The 22,613-nt window shown below is 45.2% G+C and carries 23 protein-coding genes and 1 riboswitch; of the genes, 9 read left to right on the top strand and 14 right to left on the bottom strand.

Features of this window, described 5'->3' with window-relative positions:
• Positions 1-10: 10 nt before the first annotated feature.
• The 6 genes from J7E37_RS10550 to J7E37_RS10525 form a co-directional block, all read right to left on the bottom strand.
• Complete coding sequence (locus J7E37_RS10550; RefSeq protein WP_214780837.1) at positions 11-481, bottom strand: cytochrome c-type biogenesis protein CcmH; 471 nt, start codon at positions 479-481, stop codon at positions 11-13.
• 5 nt (positions 482-486) lie between these two features.
• Positions 487-2,469 carry a heme lyase CcmF/NrfE family subunit gene (locus J7E37_RS10545; protein ID WP_215023861.1) on the bottom strand — a complete coding sequence of 661 codons (1,983 nt, stop codon included), beginning with the start codon at positions 2,467-2,469 and terminating at the stop codon, positions 487-489.
• A 21-nt stretch (positions 2,470-2,490) separates the two neighbouring features.
• Entirely contained in the window at positions 2,491-2,940 is a 450-nt protein-coding gene (locus tag J7E37_RS10540; RefSeq protein WP_215023859.1) for a cytochrome c maturation protein CcmE, read from the bottom strand.
• The gene (locus tag J7E37_RS10535) at positions 2,940-3,899 is read right to left on the bottom strand and encodes a hypothetical protein (RefSeq protein ID WP_215023857.1); all 960 of its coding nucleotides are present in this window, start codon (positions 3,897-3,899) and stop codon (positions 2,940-2,942) included. The genes J7E37_RS10540 and J7E37_RS10535 overlap by 1 nt, the downstream gene beginning before the upstream one ends.
• A 443-nt stretch (positions 3,900-4,342) precedes the next feature.
• A complete protein-coding gene (locus J7E37_RS10530; protein ID WP_192473436.1) occupies positions 4,343-4,522 on the bottom strand; it encodes a glycogen biosynthesis protein GlgD in 180 nt (59 codons plus the stop codon).
• Positions 4,523-4,541: 19 nt separating this feature from the next.
• Complete coding sequence (locus J7E37_RS10525; protein WP_192473435.1) at positions 4,542-4,805, bottom strand: YtzC family protein; 264 nt, start codon at positions 4,803-4,805, stop codon at positions 4,542-4,544.
• Between the two features lie 215 nt (positions 4,806-5,020).
• Between J7E37_RS10525 and mnmL the strand changes: the two genes are divergently transcribed.
• Together mnmL and mnmM are read left to right on the top strand one after the other, a co-directional pair.
• Positions 5,021-5,995, top strand: a complete 975-nt coding sequence (mnmL, locus tag J7E37_RS10520; RefSeq protein ID WP_214780841.1) for a tRNA modification radical SAM protein MnmL/YtqA — start codon at positions 5,021-5,023, stop codon at positions 5,993-5,995.
• A complete protein-coding gene (mnmM, locus tag J7E37_RS10515; RefSeq protein ID WP_214780842.1) occupies positions 5,985-6,557 on the top strand; it encodes a tRNA 5-(aminomethyl)-2-thiouridylate-methyltransferase MnmM in 573 nt (190 codons plus the stop codon). Before mnmL ends, mnmM begins: the two co-directional genes overlap by 11 nt.
• Positions 6,558-6,734: 177 nt before the next feature.
• Here mnmM and J7E37_RS10510 read toward each other — a convergent pair whose 3' ends face one another.
• Positions 6,735-7,829 carry a tetraprenyl-beta-curcumene synthase family protein gene (locus tag J7E37_RS10510; protein ID WP_214780844.1) on the bottom strand — a complete coding sequence of 365 codons (1,095 nt, stop codon included), beginning with the start codon at positions 7,827-7,829 and terminating at the stop codon, positions 6,735-6,737.
• A gap of 24 nt (positions 7,830-7,853) precedes the next feature.
• On the bottom strand, positions 7,854-8,657 hold the full coding sequence (locus J7E37_RS10505; protein WP_215023854.1) for an alpha/beta hydrolase: 804 nt from the start codon (positions 8,655-8,657) through the stop codon (positions 7,854-7,856).
• Between the two features lie 382 nt (positions 8,658-9,039).
• Between J7E37_RS10505 and J7E37_RS10500 the strand changes: the two genes are divergently transcribed.
• On the top strand, positions 9,040-9,555 hold the full coding sequence (locus J7E37_RS10500; RefSeq protein WP_215023852.1) for a gamma carbonic anhydrase: 516 nt from the start codon (positions 9,040-9,042) through the stop codon (positions 9,553-9,555).
• Positions 9,556-9,640: 85 nt separating this feature from the next.
• Positions 9,641-10,525 (top strand): C39 family peptidase, encoded by an 885-nt coding sequence (locus tag J7E37_RS10495; RefSeq protein ID WP_214780852.1) that lies wholly within the window; start codon positions 9,641-9,643, stop codon positions 10,523-10,525.
• Between the two features lie 3 nt (positions 10,526-10,528).
• On the opposite strand, the gene asnB is transcribed toward J7E37_RS10495, so the two are convergent.
• Together asnB and metK are read right to left on the bottom strand one after the other, a co-directional pair.
• A complete protein-coding gene (gene asnB, locus J7E37_RS10490; RefSeq protein ID WP_214780920.1) occupies positions 10,529-12,424 on the bottom strand; it encodes an asparagine synthase (glutamine-hydrolyzing) in 1,896 nt (631 codons plus the stop codon).
• 318 nt (positions 12,425-12,742) lie between these two features.
• Entirely contained in the window at positions 12,743-13,945 is a 1,203-nt protein-coding gene (metK, locus tag J7E37_RS10485; protein WP_214780854.1) for a methionine adenosyltransferase, read from the bottom strand.
• 286 nt (positions 13,946-14,231) lie between these two features.
• A riboswitch (SAM riboswitch) is annotated at positions 14,232-14,373 on the bottom strand.
• A gap of 283 nt (positions 14,374-14,656) precedes the next feature.
• Here metK and pckA point away from each other — a divergent pair.
• A complete protein-coding gene (pckA, locus tag J7E37_RS10480) occupies positions 14,657-16,246 on the top strand; it encodes a phosphoenolpyruvate carboxykinase (ATP) (protein ID WP_214780856.1) in 1,590 nt (529 codons plus the stop codon).
• A gap of 92 nt (positions 16,247-16,338) precedes the next feature.
• Here pckA and J7E37_RS10475 read toward each other — a convergent pair whose 3' ends face one another.
• From J7E37_RS10475 to J7E37_RS10465, 3 genes are all read right to left on the bottom strand, one after another.
• Entirely contained in the window at positions 16,339-17,349 is a 1,011-nt protein-coding gene (locus tag J7E37_RS10475; RefSeq protein WP_251009611.1) for a DUF3231 family protein, read from the bottom strand.
• A gap of 132 nt (positions 17,350-17,481) precedes the next feature.
• A complete protein-coding gene (locus J7E37_RS10470; protein ID WP_192473425.1) occupies positions 17,482-17,724 on the bottom strand; it encodes a DUF2584 domain-containing protein in 243 nt (80 codons plus the stop codon).
• Positions 17,725-17,776: 52 nt separating this feature from the next.
• Positions 17,777-18,490: an alpha/beta hydrolase family protein gene (locus tag J7E37_RS10465; RefSeq protein WP_483297207.1), complete on the bottom strand. Its 714-nt coding sequence runs from the start codon at positions 18,488-18,490 to the stop codon at positions 17,777-17,779.
• Positions 18,491-18,678: 188 nt separating this feature from the next.
• Between J7E37_RS10465 and J7E37_RS10460 the strand changes: the two genes are divergently transcribed.
• From J7E37_RS10460 to J7E37_RS10450, 3 genes are read left to right on the top strand one after another with little or no spacing between them, the layout of a single operon-like run.
• A complete protein-coding gene (locus J7E37_RS10460; RefSeq protein WP_214780858.1) occupies positions 18,679-19,674 on the top strand; it encodes an ABC transporter substrate-binding protein in 996 nt (331 codons plus the stop codon).
• Between the two features lie 16 nt (positions 19,675-19,690).
• Positions 19,691-20,467 (top strand): ABC transporter ATP-binding protein, encoded by a 777-nt coding sequence (locus tag J7E37_RS10455; RefSeq protein WP_215023850.1) that lies wholly within the window; start codon positions 19,691-19,693, stop codon positions 20,465-20,467.
• Positions 20,448-21,254, top strand: coding sequence for an ABC transporter permease (locus tag J7E37_RS10450; protein WP_251009609.1), 807 nt, complete (start codon positions 20,448-20,450; stop codon positions 21,252-21,254). Before J7E37_RS10455 ends, J7E37_RS10450 begins: the two co-directional genes overlap by 20 nt.
• A 398-nt stretch (positions 21,255-21,652) precedes the next feature.
• Here the strand turns inward: J7E37_RS10450 and ytkD are convergent, their stop codons facing one another.
• Positions 21,653-22,117 carry an RNA deprotection pyrophosphohydrolase gene (gene ytkD / locus J7E37_RS10445; protein ID WP_251009608.1) on the bottom strand — a complete coding sequence of 155 codons (465 nt, stop codon included), beginning with the start codon at positions 22,115-22,117 and terminating at the stop codon, positions 21,653-21,655.
• Positions 22,118-22,279: 162 nt separating this feature from the next.
• Here ytkD and J7E37_RS10440 point away from each other — a divergent pair, with 162 nt between their 5' ends.
• Positions 22,280-22,486 carry a hypothetical protein gene (locus J7E37_RS10440; protein ID WP_214780861.1) on the top strand — a complete coding sequence of 69 codons (207 nt, stop codon included), beginning with the start codon at positions 22,280-22,282 and terminating at the stop codon, positions 22,484-22,486.
• Positions 22,487-22,613 lie beyond the last annotated feature (127 nt).

Raw genomic sequence — 22,613 nt, 5'->3', positions numbered from 1 at the left:
TGATCAGCTCCTAGAAAAGCTTCCGGCGCTCTTCGTCAAATGTTTTTGCCGCAATTTCTTTTTCCACTTCCGAATTCCATGCAGCCTTCGTCTCAAGCTTTGATTCTGCCTTTTTGACCGTTAACTTCCTTAGCCAGACACCGACAATCACACTGCCGATTCCGACTCCGGCAGCTGGCATTCCCCAGGCAATCCAGCCACTTGTGCCCCCGCCCGGAGTTCTCAAAGCCGCCTGCCCGTATTCATCAACATAGGACTGGATGATTTCCGGTTCTGTTTTGCCGCCGTTCAGCATTTCAACCACTTCATCGTAATAAATCTTCTTTACTGAACAGGTGGACAATTCATGATCCGCATGGCCCTGCATATCAAGCTGTCCGATGATTTGCTTGAATTCCTTTGAGTTGTAAGTGAAAGCTGTTGTCATGCCAGGTATCAGGATAAGCAAAAGGAGTGTTGTTAAAAGAATTTTCCTGTTCAATTTTTTCACCCTCCCACTCTCGAAATGCCTTTATTGATCTGGTAGCGGAATGTTGCCGGCCTGCCGCCTATGAGGGCGAATGCTGTGCCGATCACCATGATGATGCCGCCCATCCAAATCCAGCTTACGAATGGATTCACTTTTACCATGAATGTCACTTTGTCTTTGTTCTCCCAGGAGCTTAATACTACGTACAAATCCTGGCTCCAGTTCGTCTTGATCGCTACCTCTGTTGACGGTTCAGGCCAGGTTTCGTAAAAGATCTTTTCCGGCTTGATTTTGCCGATATCCTTGCCCTTATATGTCACATCAATATCAGCCACCACTATTCCATTGCCGTTTTTCGTATGTTCAGTCAGTTCATTGAATTTAAGGCTGTAATCACCGGTCTTGATGCTGTTGCCTGCATCTACCGTTTTAAGCACTTCGGTTGAGTAAGTGTGCGAAGAAATGACACCTACCGCGATGACCGCAATCCCGATATGGACGATATAACCGCCATAGCGCCGCTGGTTTTTTACCGTCAGCTTGAACGCCGCCTTCAGTAAATTTTCTTTCGTCGCTTTCTGTCGGGCCCTGATGCCTCTGGCGAATTCCTGCAAGTGCGTTCCAAACATGAAGCTTGTTGCCGATAAGCCGATAATCGCGTAAATTCCCTTGACGCCAAAAGCGAGCAGGATGATGGCTGTGGCGACACCCATTGCCAGCGGCCAAAGCATGTTCTTCATGAACTTTTCAAACACCGCTTTTTGCCAGGCGATCAGCGGACAGATGCCCATCAATACAATCAGCACCAACAGGATCGGAGCCATCACTTTATTGAAATACGGTGCGCCGACATTGACCTTTGTACCTGTAAAAGTTTCCGAAATCAGCGGATACATCGTCCCCCAGAAAACGGCGAAAGCAGCAGCCACGAGAATCAGGTTGTTCAGCAGGAAGCTGCTTTCTTTTGAAAAATAAGCCTCTATTGGACTGCTGTCCTTTTTTATCAGTCCGTACCTTGTCATGACGATATAAAGAGAAAACAGCATCATGAACGCCATGAAAACAAGGAAGTAGGTGCCTAAATTGCTGTCCCCGAACGCATGGACACTCGTCAGGATTCCGCTCCTGACAAGGAAGGTTCCAAACAGTGTCAGGATGTAAGAAAGAATAATCAAGCTTACATTCCACGTCTTCAGCATGTTTTTCCGTTCCTGGATCATCACAGAGTGCAGGAATGCCGATACGGTCAGCCATGGCAGAAACGAGGCATTTTCAACCGGGTCCCATGCCCAGTAGCCGCCCCAGCCTAACTCCAGGTAGGCCCACCAGCCGCCAATCACATTGCCGAGTGTCAGGAACAGCCATGCAAGCAAGGTCCATCTTCTCGTCAGCTTGATCCACTCTGAATCCAGTCTCTTCAGGATCAGAGCCGCAATTCCGAACGCGAATGGGACTGCCAGCCCGACATAACCCATATAGAGTGTGACAGGGTGCAGGATCATTCCCGGATTTTGCAGCATCGGGTTAAGCCCTTTTCCGTCTGCGGGAATTTTATCGGTCATTTCAAACGGGTTGGCATTGAGAGCCATCACTGTGAAAAAGAACAGGATGTTGACCATCAGAATGCTGGATACATACGGCATCATCGGGTTCTTTTTTTCTTTTGAAAAAACGACCATTGCTGCATATAGCGCTAAAAGGAAAGCCCACAGCAAAAGGGATCCTGCATTACCCGCCCAAAAGGCTGTAAGCTTATAGGCCATGGGCAGGCTTTCATTTGTATAGGAAGCCACATATTTATATTGGAACTGGCTTGTGCCGAGCAAGTAGAGCAGCATGAAGGATGCAATGCTCGCTACGAAAGCAAGTGAAAGAACTGCCCCCCTTGCGCTTTCAATCCACTTGCTGCTTTTCTTCTTTATCCCGACGATATTGGTAATGATTCCATAAAGTGAAATCACGATTCCAAGGTAGATTGAGATGTTCCCAATTAGATACATACAGATAACCACCCATCTGTTTTATTCCTGCTTGTCATTTTTGTACATTTCCTTATGCATTTCAGTATCATAGTTCTCCATGTCTTCGCCTTCATATTTGGTCGGGCATTTCGTCTGGACTTTTTCCGCTTCGAACACTCCGTCTTTTTGGATAAAACCTTCTACGAGGACGATGACATCCTCTGAGAAGTTATCCGGCTTAATGCCTTTATGGAATACCTGAAGCGTTCCCTGGCCTTCCTCGTAAAGTTCAAAACGAAGCTCCAGATTGTCGGCATCCCATTTCACCGATTCTTTATTGAGCAATCCCTGCGTCATAATATAATCGCCTTCATATTTCGAACCATTTTTGCTGAGGTCGGCAATCGTAATTTCCTTGCTCCCTGCGCTCGGCATTGTTGAAAACATCATAATCACGAATGCCACTGCTGCCAGGCTCAGCCCCACTGCGATTTTTTTATTTTTGGACATTACTTTCTACCTCCCAGCTTTTTGATCAATTCGTTGTATTCTGCTTCCGTTATACTTTCTTCCACAAGCATTGCGCGGAGCCTTGCCTTTTTCGCATCAAATTCATTTGACGCACCGCTTTTTACCGGCTGAACTTTCTTTTTCCTCATGATGAAAATTAAAAGGATCGCTGCCAATACTGTCATACTGCCAACGACTGTAATGACAAGCCACAGAGGCATTTTTTCATCATTTTGTTTTACAGTGCCGGCCTTCTTTGCATCCCCGGCCATCGCTTCCATGATTTCTGCTGTAGTCCTCTCATCAGTCCGTTTGTATTCAAGTGAGATATTCTTTTTATCACCAGGCTTCATTCCCTGGCTTTGATACAAGAACATGTTCATGTTGTAAGAGTTTTTCTGGTGCTGCTCGGAAGCTGGCTCCAGCTTGAAACTTTCCGTATTGAGCGGCTCGACGAAAATAAGGTTAAATAATCCGATATCAGCGAAGTTTTTAAAATCATAGGTCATCGACTTCTTCCCGTCTTTTTCCTTGATGCTGTCGGTATAATACTCAACCACAAACTTGTAGATCTCCTGCGGCTGGATTTCTTCGCTCGTTTCCCAGGAAATCGTTCCTTTTTCTTTATCCAGCTCATATTCAATTTCATTCATTTCTGTAAGGTCCCGGGAATAATCGGCCACAAAGCCAATTCTGAAGTTCTTCTCATCCATTGGCAGCGGAATGACTACCTGGCCTTTTTGGGCCTCTTCGGCATTGTTTTTCAAGGCCCCATGATAGCCCACCAAAAGCGGGGCATTCTTCTTCTTATCTTTTGGGTGATAAGAATATTCCGGCATCACCTGGATTGTAAGCTCCTCCATATTCAGGACATTGGATTTTGCCTCAGCGTTACCCTTATCCGGAAGCTGGAAAATGAATAATAAAATGATGGCCGATACTAACTTCATAATTTTCATTTGATTGACTCCTTTCTATATGTGACAAATTCGTGAATGTTTTCACAAGACAACTTAGATGAAAAAAACGATTTATTTTCTAATAGGATTTTAAAACTTAATCATTTTCCTGACCCTTTTGGTCTACCTTATTTAAACCATTTCTAAATGGCCCCAATCTGTGATTTACATCACGGAATTTTCATCAGTTTTATCCGATTTGTGAACGGGGGGTATTGGTTGAATAAACAAGGCTGTTGATTTTCGTTCCAGGCGCTTCGCTTTCCACGGGTGGCCCGGGAAGCCTCCTCGTCGTTTAACCCCCTGCGGGGTCTCCCCTGCTCCATGCTCCGTAGGAGTCTTCGCGCCTTCCACTACAATCAACAGGTGCAAAAACAAAATTGACTTTTCCAATACCAATAAAAAAACCTCACTTCCCTTTTGGAAGTGAGGGTGTTACAAATTTATGAAGATTGCTCTGGTTCAGGATGGAATTTGGATTTTACAGGCTGCCCGCCGCTTTTTTCATATTTTTTCTTCGCTTCTTTTACCGGATCATGATCCATTCCAAGCTCGAGATCCTGGTTATTAATACCGTTCCTTGTTTTTTGTTCAGGATTATTCTGCTTTGAGCGCTTTTTCAAGATGCTTTCCCTCCTGTATTTAGTGATCAAGCAAAATCATGTTGTTTTGGACTTGCTGCAGTTGAAGCCTCATTCTGTGCAATTGCTCGCGCTGCTGGGAATTAGCGCTGAAGGAAAGCTTGGCAAGATCATTGTATGCGTCTTCAAGCGCTTGCAGAGCATTAGTAAAATTGCCATCATTATAATGCTGCTGTGTGGCAGCATCCTTGTATTGATCCTGGGCAAGATTGATTGCATCCTCACATTGCTGAAGTAACTGGTCAACCGATTGACGTGTTGCCAATAGTAGCCCCTCCTTTACTTGATGCTGAAGCAAAGTCTGCTTCTTCTTTATTTTGTTCACAATACATTTTCCTATCACGATTTTGCGAATGTTTAATGATGGCAATTGCGTTGGGGACATATTGTAATCTTTTTGCAATTGGATTCACGTTCTCTAAATGGTACAATTTTTATTATTCATTTTTTTGACAGACAGGCTATTAGGAGGTTTCTGGCATGATTCAGATCAACCCTTTTCACTACGCAACAGACGATAAACGATACCATACATGGAATTACCATTTACGTAACCATTTTGGCCATAAGGTTTTTAAAGTGGCGCTTGATGGCGGATTTGATTGTCCGAACCGTGACGGCACGGTAGCCCACGGCGGCTGCACTTTTTGCAGCGCAGCTGGTTCAGGAGATTTTGCCGGAGACAGAGTAGAGGATCTCGGTACACAGTTCACGAAGATAAAAGAAAAAATGCATTCAAAATGGAAAGATGGCAAGTACATGGCCTATTTCCAGGCTTTCACGAATACCCATGCACCGGTTGAAGTACTGAGGGAAAAATACGAAACGGTACTGAAAGAGGAAGGTGTCGTAGGGCTATCAATCGCAACAAGGCCAGATTGCCTGCCTGATGACGTTGTTGAATATCTGGCTGAACTCAATGAGCGAACGTATTTATGGGTTGAGCTTGGACTTCAGACGGTTCACGAAAAAACAGCCAATCTGATCAACCGTGCTCATGATTATGAAACGTACAAAGAAGGTGTGGACAAGCTCCGGAAGCACGGCATCAGAGTTTGCTCACATATTATTAACGGGCTGCCTCAGGAAACACCCGAAATGATGATGGAAACTGCACAAGAAGTCGCGAAGCTCGATGTGCAGGGAATCAAGATCCACCTTCTCCACTTGCTGAAAGGAACTCCGATGGTCAAGCAATATGAAAAAGGGCTGCTGGAATTCCTTAGCTTTGAGGACTATGTAAAATTGGTCTGCGACCAGCTCGAAATCCTCCCCCCTGAAATGATCATCCACCGAATTACCGGGGATGGACCGATTGAGCTGATGGTCGGACCGATGTGGAGCGTCAATAAATGGGAAGTGCTTAATGCGATTGACAAAGAGATGAAGCGCCGCGACAGCTGGCAGGGAAAATTTTATACTGGGAACAAAGTGGTGATTGAAAATGAAGCTTGAACGGATTCTCCCTTTTGCCAGGAACCTTCTTGAACTGGCAGTGAAACCCGGTGACATCGCAGTTGATGCCACCGTCGGCAACGGGCATGATACCATATTTTTAGCCAACCTGGTTGGCCCTGCCGGCAGGATTTACGGCTTTGATATTCAGGATGAAGCATTAATGTCATGCAAAACGAAGCTTCGTGAACATGAACTGCAGGATCAGGTGACCCTGTTTCATACTGGACATGAAAACATCACAGAGTGCATTCCCCCGCTGCATTTTGGAAAAATAACCGGCGCCGTTTTCAACCTCGGCTATCTGCCAGGCGGCAATAAGGACATTGTCACAGTTCCGGAAACGACCATCCAGGCCATCGACCAGCTCCTGGAAATCATGGTGCCAGAGGGTATCATTGTGATTGTGATATACCATGGACACCCCGAAGGCAAGGTTGAACGAGAATATTTATTGCGTTATGTAAAATCACTGGATCAAAATATAGCACATGTATTGGAATATAAATTCTTGAACCAGAAAAATAATCCGCCATTTATTATTGCGATTGAGAAGAGATAGGAAGCCTTCCCGGAATCGGGAGGCTTTTTTCTTTGGACAAGAAGGGAGATCCTTGCCCATGTCGGCCATACATTTCGCTTTTATGTTCCCGGTTTCTCCCTCTTGGACAAAAACCGGGCACATATTTATTATCCAAACCCTAAAAAGCAGCCAGGGAATCTAACTCCTGGCTGTACTTTACTTTATAAACGCCTTCACCACTCCTGCAGGAATCCACCTCTGCAATGATCGATATGCTCGTCCATTTATATAAAAGAAGTAGCTGACGGGGCCGGCTGTTTTGATCATTTCCCTGGCCAGCTTCCTGATTCTCTCCTGGCGCCTTACTTTTTCATCGGACAGGTAAACGCCGAGCAGTCCGCGATTAATTAGTTTGTGGAAGTTCCGATGCGGCAATCGTGCCGTGTGATGATCGGCATTTTCCACGAAATGCCGGAGCCGCTCGAATAATGCTTCTTCATTTTCATAATAGAAGCAGAAGTTCAAATCCCCGCCTTCAAGGTCCTCTTCCTGGTCAATGAAATAATCGAGCAGGATGTGCAGCCCTTGTATGTATGGAAAATAGCCATTCCGGATGCTGTCAGCATACTCCGGTTTGAAATCCTCGCGAAGCGCGTAGCTCACCAGGCAAAAGATTCCGAGCGTCGAGCCGGTACAGGCAGAGAATTCGTACCACTCCATGTCCGGAATATTTTCACGGTGACCGTCGAACCATGTTTGCAGTCTCGGGACTCGCTCTTTGACCTCAACGTGCTTGTGAATCTGCAAATCACAGTAATAGTCACATAGCTCCTGCAAATGCTGCTGGATCTCATGATAATGATCCAGTTCTCCAAGGACTTCTCGGCAAACGGTCACCAGCTCGATCAGATATCCGCCATCATTCTGGTCTTCCCGTTCGCGATAGTAATTTTTCAGCTGGCTGTTAAGAGTAAGGGCATCTGACATTGATTCATGCAGCGCTGAGAAGTCCTTGGGATCCATTGACGTGCTGCGATCACAGAGATTATCAAGATAATCGCTGATTGTCTGGTATGCGACAATGAACCGGATCGCCTGCTTATATTGTTTTTTCGCAGTCAGGCTTAATATCGAGCCACCCTCACAATGAAATGTCTTATGCTTGATACTGGCCAGCGCCTGTTTCCTTAATTCCGGATTGGGAATCTCCTCTGCCCTGCTTTTCCAGTATGCAAGCTCACGGTGTACCTGAGGCAGGACTTGCCTGTACACACGATACATCAAACTGATGGGCATTGATGGGATCATCATGCTGCAGCTTCATCCTCTCCATAGCTAATACACATAACCAATCGCCTTCAGCTGACTGATGACAAAATCATGTGCATAATCAAAAACCTCTTCTCGTTCAGGTTCGTTGAAAACTTCATGATAGCACTTCGGCCATTCTTTATATCTTTTTTCCGACAATGGCGCATTATTGAACCATTCCTTGACAGAACGTTTATCTACAATATGATCATCGCCGCCTTGAATTAGCAAAGTCGGGACGTCCTGTACTTTATCTATATTTTCAAACGCCTGCTCCATTGCTGCCACCAGCTCACGGTACCAGCGCACCGACACCTTGGTGATATAGAGTGAATCATTTGCGTCGACTGCCCTGACATCCTCATTCCTGGTGGCCATCTCGACTGACAGGCCAGGAGAAATCCTGAAAGTCGGCACAGTGACATTCAAGCCGTGCGACAGCATATCCAGCATTTTCGAAGGATAATTCACCAATCCGAGGCAAGGCGATGACAAAATCAGGCCGGCAATTTCGACCCGCTCCTCCTGCAGCATACGGATGGCAACGAGCCCGCCCATGCTGTGGCCCAGTAAAAATACTGGGAGATCAAAGTCATACGCAGCTTCAACCCATTCTTTCACTTCCATGATATATTCGTCAAATGAATCAATATGGCCACGGTTCGCCCTTGTCGTCATGCCCTGCCCAGGCAAATCACCCATTATGACATGAAATCCGGATGAGCGCCAGGCTTCAATCAGCCAGCCATACCGGCGATGATGCTCCAACGCACCATGAATCATCACGATTACAGCCTTAGCATCCCCATCAGCTTCCCATTTCCACATGACCATTCCCCCACTCAAATACTTTTTCTTTCTTTAAAAGAACTATAATATATAATTAGTGAATTAGAAAAGCGGAAGCGCCTCGGTCAGCCCCGAAAAGCGCTGGAGGGCCGAACAGTGAAGTCGCTCTTTGACTTCATTGGGCGGACCGAAACCGAAAAGTATAGCCGACTGCCCAGAAACGCAGAAACTGGAGACTCCGACAAAGAAGCGCTTTTTGCTTCTGCCGGCGGAGTTGAAGTTTCGGAGTTTCTAGGAGGCGGCACTAGACAAACGACTCGAGGGGCTAGGCGCTGGAGCTGGACAATTCTCAAAGTTAATTTTATACTTTCTAATTCTAAATTAAAAACGAAAGCATCAATAAATTACAGGAGTGTGCGCAATGATTTACCCTTACAAAGGAAAAACACCTAAAATAGTGGATTCTGCTTTTATTGCGGATTATGTAACAATTACCGGAGACGTCGAAATCGGCGAGGAATCGAGTGTCTGGTTCAATACCTCGATCCGCGGCGATGTAGCTCCGACGGTCATTGGCAATAAAGTCAATATCCAGGATAACTCAGTCCTGCACCAGAGTCCGAACAATCCATTAATCCTCGAAGATGAAGTGACGGTCGGACATCAGGTCATCCTTCACAGCTGCATCATCAGGAAAAAAGCCTTGATCGGGATGGGCTCGATTATCCTTGACCAGGCTGAAATCGGAGAAGGTGCGTTTATCGGTGCCGGCAGCCTTGTTCCGCAGGGAAAGAAAATCCCGCCCAACACACTGGCTTTTGGTCGCCCGGCAAAGGTCATCCGTGAATTGAATGAAGACGATATCCGCGACATGGAACGGATCTCCAGAGAATACGCTGAAAAAGGACAATACTATAAAAGTTTGCAACAAAGGTGAATGATCCGCTAAAAAAACTCCCTCACCAGTCCGATACTAAATAATATAATATACCCTTTTATTTTTGAAATATGCGGACGTGGTGATGGATGTGGACAAACTGTATTTACCGCTTGCGGCGATTATCCCGCTGGTGTTCTTGTTTTTTCTGTTGATCCGAAAACAAAATAGCATGATGAAATCTATCCTGATGTTCCTGTTTGTTTTTACATCGATCCTCGGGGCTTTCCTGATGGAAAATGTGCAGGCTTCCCATGTTGCCAAGGCCGTACAATCGGTGAAAAACTGGCTTGAAGAGCCTGAACCGGCTTCCGAAAGGGCACCTGTGATCATAGAAAATTATGAACCTGATATCATCCCGATTAAAAAACAGGTACTCCTGGACGCGCCGATCATCTGGCAAATGCCTGAGCTCCCAAGAGGATGTGAGGTCACAAGCCTGGCCATGCTTCTGCAGCATCAAGGGGTGGAGGCTGACAAGCTGACACTCGCAAGAGAAGTGAAGAAAAACCCTGCCGAATATCGTCTTAGTGATGGCAAAATCTATTTTGGCGATCCGAATAAAGGGTTTGTCGGCAATATGTACACCTACACAGAACCAGGACTTGGAGTCTATCACAAGCCGATTGCCGAACTGGCAGAACAGTATCTTCCCGGCAAAATAAAAGATTTGACGGGCGCAGAATTACAGGAGCTGAAAATCCACCTGTCAGATGGCCGGCCGGTTTGGATCATCACGAACACCGAATACAGAAAACTGGACGATAGCTTTTTCCAGACATGGTATACGCCTGATGGACCCGTGAAAGTAACCATGAAGGAGCATTCAGTCCTGATTACAGGCTATGATGAACACTTCATTTACTTCAATGACCCATTAACGGGCGAAAAAAATAAAAAAGCACCCATGAAGGACTTCGTGGAAGCCTGGGTGCAAATGGGAAGGCAGGCCATTACCTACCTTCCCTGATTATTAAGACTGCAATACTTTTTGAGCCTCATACTCCTTTTGGTAGGAGTATTTTTTTTCGACATACACATCATGCCACATCATGAACATCAATACCGTCCAGATTTTGCGGCTGTTATCCGCCTTGTTCTGGCAGTGGTCATCCAGCAGCTTCAAAAGGTATGACTTATTGATGAGATGCTCTGTGTTGCTTTCCTTGATGATATTCTTTGCCCATTCATTCATTTCATTCTTCAGCCAGTGGCGGATCGGCACCGGGAAGCCCAGCTTCTTGCGGGTTAACACATGCTCAGGAACCACACCTTCAGCCGCTTTACGTAAGATATACTTCGTTGTATTATTAGCCGTCTTCAGGCTTGTAGGAATCTTCGAAGCTGTTTCGAAAACAATCTTATCCAGGAACGGAACACGAAGCTCCAGTGAATGAGCCATCGTCATTTTATCAGCTTTTAATAAAATGTCGCCGCGCATCCATGTATGAATGTCGATATATTGCATCGTATCAACCGGGTCATATCCTCTGCTCTCCCTGTAAAGAGGTTTCGTGATATCCCTGTAATCGTATTGGCCGTTATATACGTGCAGCAGCTCGCTCTTCTCTTTTTCAGTGAACATCTTCGCATTTCCGATATAACGTTCTTCCATTGGCGTCACGCCGCGTTCAATGAAGCTTTTCCCCTTCATTCCCTCTGGCATCATTTTCGCGATGCCTTTTAGCATGACCTTCCCTGCCTGTGGGATTTTTTTGAACATCTCAAGATCCTGCGGTTCACGGTAGATATTGTATCCGCCGAACAGTTCATCCGCTCCTTCACCTGAAAGGACAACCGTTACATGCTTCCGTGCTTCACGGGCAACAAAATACAAAGGGATCGCTGCCGGGTCGGCAAGCGGGTCATCCATATGCCACATGATTTTCGGCAGTTCATCCATGTATTCCTGCGGACTGATTACATAGCTGATGTTTTCGACACCGAGTCGATCGGCTGTTTCCTTCGCGACGTCAATTTCGCTGAAGCCATTCTGTTCAAAACCAACAGAGAATGTCTTGATTCCAGGATGGTACTGCTTCGCAATCGACGCGATGATCGAAGAATCAATTCCGCCAGAAAGGAATGATCCAACCGGCACATCACTGCGCATGTGGATTTTTACGGATTCAAACAGGACGTCCCTGATCTCCTTCGTGAATTCATCCTCCGTTTTGTGGATTGGCGAAAAGCTCGCTTTCCAGTAACGCTTGATTTCCATCGGTGAACCGATTTTCTTTGTAAAATAATGCCCCGGTTCAAGCTTGTAAATGCCTTCGGACATTGTATTCGGCTCTGGTACGAACTGATATGTCAAATAATGCTGGAGAGCCTTGTAATCAAGGACATCGTTTTCCAGTGCAAGCAGGATACTCTTTTTCTCAGAACCAAAGAACGTGCGGTCGCCATCTTCAAAGTAGAAAAATGGCTTGATGCCAAAATGGTCACGGGCACCGTAAAGAACCTGCTCCTGCTTATCCCAGATGACAAACGCGAACATTCCGCGCAGCTTGTCGACAGCCTGCTCTTTAAGATGGCTGTATAGAGCAATGATGACTTCAGTATCCGAGTGAGTTTCGAAGCTAAGCCCTTCTTCAATCAACTCTTCACGAAGCTCAAGATAGTTGTAGATTTCCCCGTTGAAAATGATCCAGTAACGCTCATTTTCATAGGTCAAGGGCTGATGGCCAGCCTCAAGGTCGATGATGCTCAGACGGCGGAAGCCGAATTGGATATGCTCATCATAGAAATATCCATCATCATCAGGCCCGCGATGGGTAATGATATTATTCATATTTTTAAACAGCTGCTTATTATATCCGCTGAATTCCTGTGCATTCTCATGTACACAACCGATAAAACCACACATTATGTACTTCACCTTCTCCATTTCAGAAAAAATTTAGTTTTTCATTTCAGAAAAAATTTAGTTTTGCGCTGATTTCCGCTCAAGGCGCGATTTTTATAACAAAGAACCTAAAGAAATGCATCTTTCTAAAAACATACCATCTAATACTATCATTAAACGCAAAATTTTTGCAGTAAAATCTAAGGGAAATTTAAGGTAATACTCTATTTTACACCTTTTGAACCAGGTGCAAACCAGGCGAGTTTTTGAGTGTTCCCTGATTAGACGGCAAATAATAAAGGGAGTTACATATTCCTATGCAACTCCCTTTGTACTTTTTTATTTATCTAGTGCTTGGGTGCGAAGCGTCTCTGCCTTGTCTGTACGCTCCCATGGAAGGTCAACGTCAGAACGGCCAAAGTGTCCATAAGCAGCTGTCTGCTTGTAAATTGGCTTGCGCAGGTCAAGCATATTGATGATTCCAGCAGGACGAAGGTCGAAGTTGCTTTCTACAACGTCGATCAATACATCTTCGCTTACTTTGCCTGTTCCGAAAGTATCGATTGAGATGGATACCGGACGAGCAACACCGATTGCGTATGCAAGCTGAACTTCAACTTTTTCAGCAAGGCCGGCAGCTACAATGTTCTTCGCAACGTAACGTGCAGCGTATGCAGCTGAACGGTCAACTTTTGTAGGATCCTTACCAGAGAATGCGCCTCCGCCATGGCGAGCGTATCCGCCGTAAGTATCTACGATGATCTTGCGGCCAGTAAGACCTGCATCACCCTGTGGTCCGCCGATTACGAAACGGCCAGTTGGATTGATGAAGTATTTTGTGTTTTCGTCGATCAATTCCGCTGGTACAACAGGCTTGATGACATGTTCTTTAAGGTTGCGCTGGATTTGCTCGAGCGAAACTTCCGGGTGGTGCTGAGTGGAGATAACAATTGTATCGATGCGGACTGGCTTGTCGTTCTCATCGTACTCTACTGTTACCTGAGTTTTTCCGTCTGGACGAAGGTATGGAAGGATTTCTTCCTTGCGCACTTCAGTCAGGCGGCGGGAAATCTTATGTGCCAATGAAATCGGAAGCGGCATTAGCTCTTTCGTTTCGTTGCAGGCAAACCCGAACATTAAGCCCTGGTCTCCTGCTCCGATTGCTTCGATTTCTGCATCGGACATTTGGCCTTCACGTGCTTCAAGCGCCTGGTCAACACCCATTGCGATGTCAGCAGACTGCTCGTCAATTGAAGTCAATACAGCGCATGTTTCAGAGTCGAAACCGTACTTCGCGCGAGTATAGCCAATTTCCTTGACTGTTTCACGAACGATTTTCGGAATGTCTACGTATGTAGATGTAGTGATTTCCCCTGCAACAAGTACAAGTCCTGTTGTAACTGATGTTTCAGCAGCAACACGTGCATTAGCATCTTTTGCAAGGATCGCATCCAAAATCGCGTCAGAAATCTGGTCGCAGATTTTATCCGGATGGCCTTCTGTTACTGATTCAGAAGTGAACAAACGGCGTTTGTTTGACATCTGAGTTCCTCCCTTATTTATAAAAATTGATCGAGGCTGTCCCAATACAGACCCCGGGTTGATACGGTACTCATTCCCTATGTAGTATGAAATAAACGCTGAGTTTTTATTAGAAAAATTTGTTTAGGATTCATGGTGAATGTCTTTTTTTCCTAATTTCACCCACGGGAGCAATGACACCTAAGAAGGCAGTCCAGCAGCATTTCCATGCATCGGACAGAAAAAAGCAATATAAAAAACCTCTCCATTTACGAGGAAAGGTTTTTGCTTAAATCCGCGCCTTTCGCTCTTATCGTTCAAGGGCAGTTCCCTTGCGTCAGGTTAGCACCTTTGCCCGGAAAAAGATCAGCATTCCAAAGGCTGTTTTTTCACGTTTGCAGGTTGCTGGGTTTCATTGGGCCTGTCCCTCCACCAGCTCGGGATAAGAGAGTATCCGTTCAAGGACAAATCATATCGAAACTATAATTGCATGTCAATGATTTTCTCGGTAATTTTGTCGATTGTTGTTGAAAGTTTTTTTGTATAATAAAAAGGTACTTAAATGAACCCTTTTTGCTTGACTATATAAAGAAAGAATTATATAACGCAAGTGAGGTACAAGGTAATTTTCCGAATCATTAGTATAGATTAATTGAACCAATGTGTTATACTAATAACGAGATGTAAACACTTACAAATTATTAATCTTTTAAAAAAGGAAGGTATTCTCCGATGAATGTTGTAGGAATATCAAATGAACTTTCAGCATTATTAAAAGGAAGCAATGTACAGGTGCAGTTATCCGTTCCCCAGCTTGTTGAAAAGGTCCTGAACCGGAACGAAGGGCTCCTGACTTCAACTGGTGCAGTCAGAGCGACTACTGGTAAATATACTGGCCGTTCACCTAAAGATAAATTCATTGTCGAAGAAGAGTCAGTGAAGGATAAAATTGACTGGGGTTCTGTCAACCAGCCGATTTCCGAGGAATCTTTTACAAAGCTATATAATAAGGTATTGAATTTCCTTAAAGAAAAAGAAGAAGTTTTTGTATTCAAAGGATTCGCTGGCGCTGACAAGAAATACCGCCTTCCGATCCAGGTCATCAACGAATACGCCTGGCACAACCTTTTCGCACATCAATTGTTCATCCGTCCAACTGAGGAAGAGCTTGCAGACCATGAATCTGAATTCACGGTCATATCTGCACCGACTTTCAAAGCGGATCCAGAGGTTGATGGAACGAATTCCGAGACATTCATCATCGTTTCCTTTGAACAGCGCGTCGTGTTGATCGGCGGAACAGAATATGCGGGCGAAATGAAGAAATCGATTTTCTCCGTGATGAACTACCTGCTTCCTGAAAACGGCATCCTTTCCATGCACTGCTCTGCAAATGTGGGACGCGAAGGAGATGTTGCATTGTTCTTCGGCTTGTCCGGAACCGGAAAAACAACTCTGTCAGCTGATAACAATCGCCGCCTGATTGGTGATGATGAGCATGGCTGGTCAGCTAACGGTGTCTTCAACATCGAAGGCGGCTGCTACGCGAAGTGCATCAACTTATCGAAGGAAAAAGAACCGCAGATTTATGATGCAATCCGCTTCGGATCTGTTCTTGAAAATGTCGTGGTCGATGATGAGACCCGAGTTGCGGATTATGATGACGGCAGCCTGACTGAAAACACTCGTGCAGCTTATCCGATCCAGGCAATCGATAACATCGTAGACCCTAGCATTGCCGGTCATCCGAACGCGATCGTCTTCCTGACTGCTGATGCTTTCGGAGTCTTGCCTCCAATCGCCAGGCTGACGAAGGAACAGGCAATGTACCATTTCTTGAGCGGATATACATCAAAGCTCGCTGGAACTGAGCGCGGGATCACTTCACCGCAGGCAACGTTCTCGACTTGCTTTGGTTCACCTTTCCTTCCGCTTGCAGCAACAAGATATGCGGAAATGCTCGGTGAAAAAATTGACGAGCACAATGCGAAGGTCTTCCTCGTGAACACAGGCTGGACAGGCGGGGAGTATGGCACAGGAAGCCGCATGAAGCTGGCCTACACACGCGCAATGGTCCAGGCAGCACTTGAGGGCGAACTGAACAATGTCGAAACCGTCAAAGACGAAATCTTCGGCCTGGATATTCCGGCACATGTACCTGGTGTACCTGACGATGTCCTCCAGCCCGTCAAAACATGGAGCGACAAAGAATCATACTACGCAAAAGCAAACGAACTCGCAGGCAAGTTCCGTGAAAACTTCAAAAAGTTCACAAACGTACCATCCGTGATCGAAGAAAAAGGCGGACCTACAGCGAAATAGACATAAAGGCCATTTCCAAACGGAAATGGCCTTTTCTTTTCTCCAATCTATTGGTTAACGTGAAAAAACAAAGCTAACTATGGCAATTCATACTAATTACTTCTGTTTCTTAATGCTTCCCTATCGACATTTTGCGGAGGCTGTTCCATCCATCTGTTATTAATCATTATTTTAATCCCGTCATTTGCATATTGAAGGATTTCAGTCACAAGTCTTGTATAATCTCCGCCTAAATCTTTTCTTAGGCTTGCTCCCATTGCTGTTCCGTAACCACCAACACTGATAGCATTCAAACTGTTGGTTTGAAACATCATCAGCTTATCGGAAAAAGGCGGAACAATTGATTGTGAAATCGCTGAATCCCAGGTACTTGGAAGCGGGACCCCATCTTGTATTAGAATTTCTCTAAATACCGATTCATGCTTAGCAGCTATTTCAGAACCTCTTTCCATAAACGTTCGAACCTCTGGTGATTTGGCTGTCTGAGAAAAACCTGCTAAAAAGGTTCTGCCAATGGAATTTGTCTCTGTATTTTTAGATATATGAGCCAGTTCCACAGCGGTAAGCGGACGGTGTCTTCCAATTAAACTCGATAAAAATGATTCATCCTGAAGATATTCCGCTTTCTCCATTGGAGGTATTGTTGGTGAGCGTACGAATGTACCTTTTTTTAGAAGCAAGTCACAGGAATCATTATAAAGTTTCATAAATGTCTCAGAAGTCTTCGAAAATAATTGTCTTACATCATTCCTGGCCAATACTTCCAGAAAAGCTGCTGATGCAACTGTTCCAGCCGAAGCCATATATTTAATATATCGCAATGCAAAAAGGTCTGAATACACTCGGCTTGCCTCTAGATTGACGTCCTCCTGAGTGAAACCGATAGGCAGTGCATGTTGATCTTTTTCGAAAATCGATTTGACTTGATCCACTACAAATTTGCAGTTTGATAATGCAGTATTGATGATTTCCGTCATTGAGGTATCTTCATTTACCTTTGCAAAATGCTGAACAATACAGTGAGCCATTGAATTCTGCATATACGCTCCCCACATTGCGGCAACCTCTGATGAAGTCAATTGAGGGTTATGTTCCATTGTCATTCATAACTCCTTTTTTTCTTATTTTTCGCCAAAAAAGAGATAATATTCGTTCTTTAATGTTGTCAAGAGATAATCAAAAACATAAATTTAAAATTTATATACAAAAAAACAGAGCACAATATGTGCCCTGCCTTAGTTCGTAGAATTTAAGGAAACTAATTGGTAAGTAATTGTTGTCTCATTTTCGGTCCACTCGACTTTTGAAATGACGCCTGTTCCTGTGAGGTCACCTTCGATTGTTTTCTTGACTTCTAGTGGAATGTCAATTGGATAAAGCCTGTAGCCTTCCTTTTTCAGAGAGAAGAAATTGTCTTCGAGCCTCTTTTCCCGGCCCTTTGTTACGATCATTGTATTCAACTCTAATGGCATCCCCATCGTACTCGCTCCTCTGTTGTTCATCATTGATTTCATATTCATTTTATCATTGTTATTCGTGTGATTTCATCCAATTCGTTAAATCGGTGACCACTTTCCGGTTCATCACCGGGGGAAAGTAGTGCGTATACTCATCAAAGTACCAGCTTTCCACAGGCTTGTCCAACTCTTTTAACCGCTTTTCTAGCCGGTATGAATGCTCAGCTGATACATTGCGGTCATTGCGGCCGTGGATGAGCAGCACTGGTGCCTGCAGGTTTTCAATTTCGTACAAAGGTGTCCTGAATTTATATCTGCTTGGCACTTTTTTCGGTGACCCGCCGATTACCCTTTTCATCATCCTGCGCAAATCCTTTCTTTCCACATACGTTAAAACCATATCCGTAACCCCGCCCCAGGTAACGACGGAGGCTGTTTCGGGAAACTGAATGGCCGTCAGCAAGGCCATCAGACCTCCGCGGGAAAACCCGAAGATATGAACCCTCTCCACCCCTGGCAAGGATCGAAGAAACTGGAAACCGGCGAATGCATCAACCCGATCGTCACCGCCGAAATCTTCATCCCCTTCACCCCCCTGGTTCCCCCGGTAAAAAGGAGCGAAAACCGTGAATCCTTCGGACGCAAATTGTGCAATCCGGGCAGGACGTACCTTGCCTACATTTTTGATTCCGCCGCGCAGATACAAAAATCCTTCTGTACCACTTCCATCAGCAGGCCTGGCCAGAAGACCCTTGACCCGCAATCCGCCTGCATAATAAGTGATCATTTCGAGCTCGATGGCAGGATTAGGGGAAGGAAATTTATAAGCTGAGATTATTTGCCCGTCATTTTCCAAAGTAAACACTCCTCTTATATGAATTTTTTCAATTTTGGTTCCTAGGCTTTCACACATTTTTAGGTGATTCATACGATACTGTAAGCCCAAATTAAGACAGATTTTTAGGAGGCATCATGATGAAAAAATGGTTCAAAGCTGGTTTTGCTTTATTTTTGGTTGCTGTACTTATTATACCTCTAGCTGCCTGCGGTCAAGACAAGGTACAGACTGTCAAAGTTGCAGAGGTAACCCGTTCCATCTTCTATGCTCCTCAATATGTTGCCCTTGAAAAAGGATTTTTTGAGGAAGAGGGATTGAAAGTTGAATTAACGACAACATGGGGCGGCGACAAGACCATGACAGCCGTACTCTCGAATGCAGCAGATATCGGCCTCGTCGGTTCTGAGACATCCATCTATGTTTATGCCCAGGGATCAAATGATCCGGTCATCAACTTTGCCCAGCTGACGCAAACCGATGGCACCTTCCTCGTTTCCCGAGAAAAAATCGATGATTTTTCATGGGATCAGTTAAAAGGAGCTACCTATCTTGGCCAGCGTACAGGCGGGATGCCGCAAATGGTCGGTGAATTCGTCCTCAAGAAACACGGCATCGATCCAAAGGCAGATTTAGAGATGATCCAAAATATTGATTACGCGAACATACCTAATGCCTTCGCTTCAGGAACTGGTGACTTCGTCCAGCTTTTCGAGCCGCAGGCCAGCATGTTTGAATTAGAAGGCATAGGCCATATCGTCGCTTCTTTCGGAACTGAGTCCGGTCATGTACCATATACCACATTTATGGCCAAACAAAGCTACATGAAGAAAAACCCGGAGACAATCGAAAAATTCACCCGCGCAGTCCATAAGGCACAGAAGTGGGTGGAATCACACAGTGCCAAAGAAACAGCGGAGGTTATCCAGCCCTTCTTTAAAGATACAGATTTGTCGCTGATCGAAACAGTTGTTGATCGTTACAAGAGTCAGGGTTCATTCGCAACTGACCCGATTCTCGATGAAGAAGAATGGAAAAACCTGCAGGACATTATGGATGAGGCAGGGGAACTTCCTGAGGAAGTCAGCCATGACACATTAGTCAATACTGAGGTGGCAGAAGAAATCATGAAATAACAGGAGGTTGCAGCCAATGGACTTTTTGACATTAACAGGGATCCATCACACTTATTTCACAAAAACATCCGCTGTCACTGCTCTGAATGATATTTCACTCGATGTCCGGGAAGGAGAATTCGTTTCCTTCCTGGGTCCGAGCGGCTGCGGCAAAACAACACTGCTTTCGATTATAGCAGGGCTGATTGAGCCCACCGATGGACAGGTAAAACTGGAAGGAAAGTCTGTCAAGGATGCTGCGAACCAAACCGGATACATGCTGCAGCAGGATTATTTGTTTCCCTGGAAAACGATTGAGGAAAATATCTTCCTAGGCTTGAAGATTAGCGGAACTTTGCAAGCATCAAAAAAGGATGAAGTTTTATCGCTGCTAAGGCAAATGGGATTGGAGAATGTTGAAAAGCTTTACCCAAAACAGCTGTCCGGCGGAATGCGCCAGCGAGTCGCACTCGTTCGGACACTGGCAACAGAACCGAAGCTGCTCATGCTTGACGAACCTTTTTCCGCATTGGACTATCAAACGAAATTGAAACTCGAAGACCTGGTTTCTAATACCTTCAAGACTTTCGGAAAAACCGCGATTCTCGTCACTCATGATATCGGAGAAGCAATCGCAATGAGCGACCGGATCTTCCTGTTTTCGCCAAGACCTGGCCGTTTGCATAGAACTTTCACTATTCCGGAGGAGCTGAGGAACCTGAGTCCCTTCGAGGCAAGAAACCACCCTTTGTACAATGAACTGTTCCAGAAGATATGGAAGGAGTTGGAATACATTGAACCAGAAGAACACTGAACTCCTCCATCAACAATACCTGAAGAAGCTAAGCCGCGAGCGGAAAATTGTCCGTATCTATCAATTGCTGATTTTCATTGTTTTTTTTGCCCTTTGGGAAATCTCAAGCCATCAAAAATGGATTGACCCGCTGCTATTCAGTTCACCATCAAAAATCTGGAATATGTTAATTGAAAAAACGATGGATGGGTCTTTAGCAGTTAACCTTGGAGTGACGCTGGCGGAAACCGTAATGGGATTTATACTCGGTACACTGGCCGGCACGATATTGGCCGCACTTTTATGGTGGTCACCGATACTGTCAAAAATCCTGGACCCATATCTTGTCATCCTGAATTCAATGCCAAAAGTTGCGCTGGGCCCGATCCTGATTGTAGCCCTTGGTACCAATATGACGTCAATCATAGCAATGGGCGCAATCATCTCCGTGATCATCACGACGATCGTGGTGTACACGGCATTTAAAGAGGTTGATCCCAACTACCTGAAAGTGCTGCAGACATTCGGAGCAACAAGGACCCAGTGTTTTCGGGAGGCCATCCTTCCAGCCTCCTTCCCGACCATTATTTCTACGTTGAAAGTGAATGTAGGACTGAGCTGGGTAGGTGTTATTGTCGGAGAATTCCTCGTTTCGGCACGTGGCCTTGGATATATGATCATCTATGGATTCCAGGTTTTCAACTTCACGCTCGTCTTTTTGTCACTGCTCGTCATCGCCGTGTTTGCCACCGTGATGTATCAGCTCGTCGAACTGCTTGAAAAGAAACTGATCAAAAGCAATCAATAAAGCTTTTTTCGCAACTTTATTGCCTTTTCACCATTCAAAGCACTTCGAAAAGAACCACGAAACCCTGGATAATGCGGATACCATAGGTGTTCTGATAGCAACTACCATTGCCAAAGCAGCGATTAGGAAAGAAGCCGGGATGATTTGATATCCGGCTTCTTTTCATTTCTTCAAAAAGCGCTTATTTAGAATAAGTAGCGGCTGCGCCAATAAATCTGAATTTTCGCCAGTAAAATTGTGAACTCCGCGAATAAAACGAGATTTTCGCCAATAAAGTTGTGAACTTCGCCAATAAAAGCGGATAATCGCCAATATCCAGTTTCAGGGACTAAACCTACAGTTGTTTCCTATGCAAATTTACCACACTAAACCAAAAAAAGGCGGCAAATCCGCCACTTTTACAGCTTTTTCTCCAAAAACTCCAGACTATGCTTGATCACATCGTCCTGCATGATAAAACTGTACTCGTCCTTCATTCTTTCCACCAGCATATCGCCACTTACAAGCAGCGGGCCGGCAGTTTCCAGGTAATCATCTTTTGACTCGAGTTTTTCAACTTCACCGTAAAAAATTCTTTTAACAAACGAACCCTCTTTGCCATTCACCTGATATTCCCCGATGCTCACAAGTTTGCCTAAAATTGCGCCAGTCTCCTCCATGGCCTCACGGCGAGCTGCGTCCTCCAGAGTTTCGCCTTTCTCCACCTTGCCGCCGGGAAACTCAAGACCTCTGACACTATGTTTGGTCAAAAGCCATTGGCCTTGATATTTACAGATAACCAGCACGTGGCGCGCACTTTTTTCAAAGGCATTTTCCTGAAAGGATAAGGTCACTTCAACTCCGTTCATATCTTTAAACTTCATAATGAAAACTCCCTGCCTAATTCATAACCTAATTATATAGAAAACCAGAAAAGAACAAAAAGCGCAAGCGCCTCGTTAAGCCCCGACAAGCGCTGCCCGCCTATGACGCCACGACCTGTGGCTGGCGGGTCTAGCACATCGTGTGCCTCGGAGGGCCTGACAGTGAAGTCGTTCTTTGACTTCATTGGCAGGACCGAACTCGAAAAGTATAGCCGACTGCTTAGAAACGCAGAAACTGGAGACTCCGACAAAGAAGCGCTTTTTGCTTCTGCCGGCGGAGTTGAAGTTTCGGAGATTCTAGGAGGCGACACTAGACAATTCGAAAAGAGGAGGCGACTGCCCAACTCCGACAAGCGCTGGAGGGCCTGACAGTGAAGTCGTTCTTTGACTTCATTGGCAGGAACGAAGCGTCTCGAGGAGTTAGGAGCCGCAGCTAGACAAGCGACTCGAGGGGCTAGGCGCTGGAGCTGGATTAAGAAAACTTCAGAGAGTTACC

Source organism: Bacillus sp. ISL-39, from assembly GCF_018613295.1.
In the GTDB taxonomy this organism is placed as follows: domain Bacteria; phylum Bacillota; class Bacilli; order Bacillales; family Cytobacillaceae; genus Mesobacillus.
The sequence above is the reverse complement of the archived record's forward strand: the minus strand, read 5'-3'. Positions and strand labels throughout refer to the sequence as shown.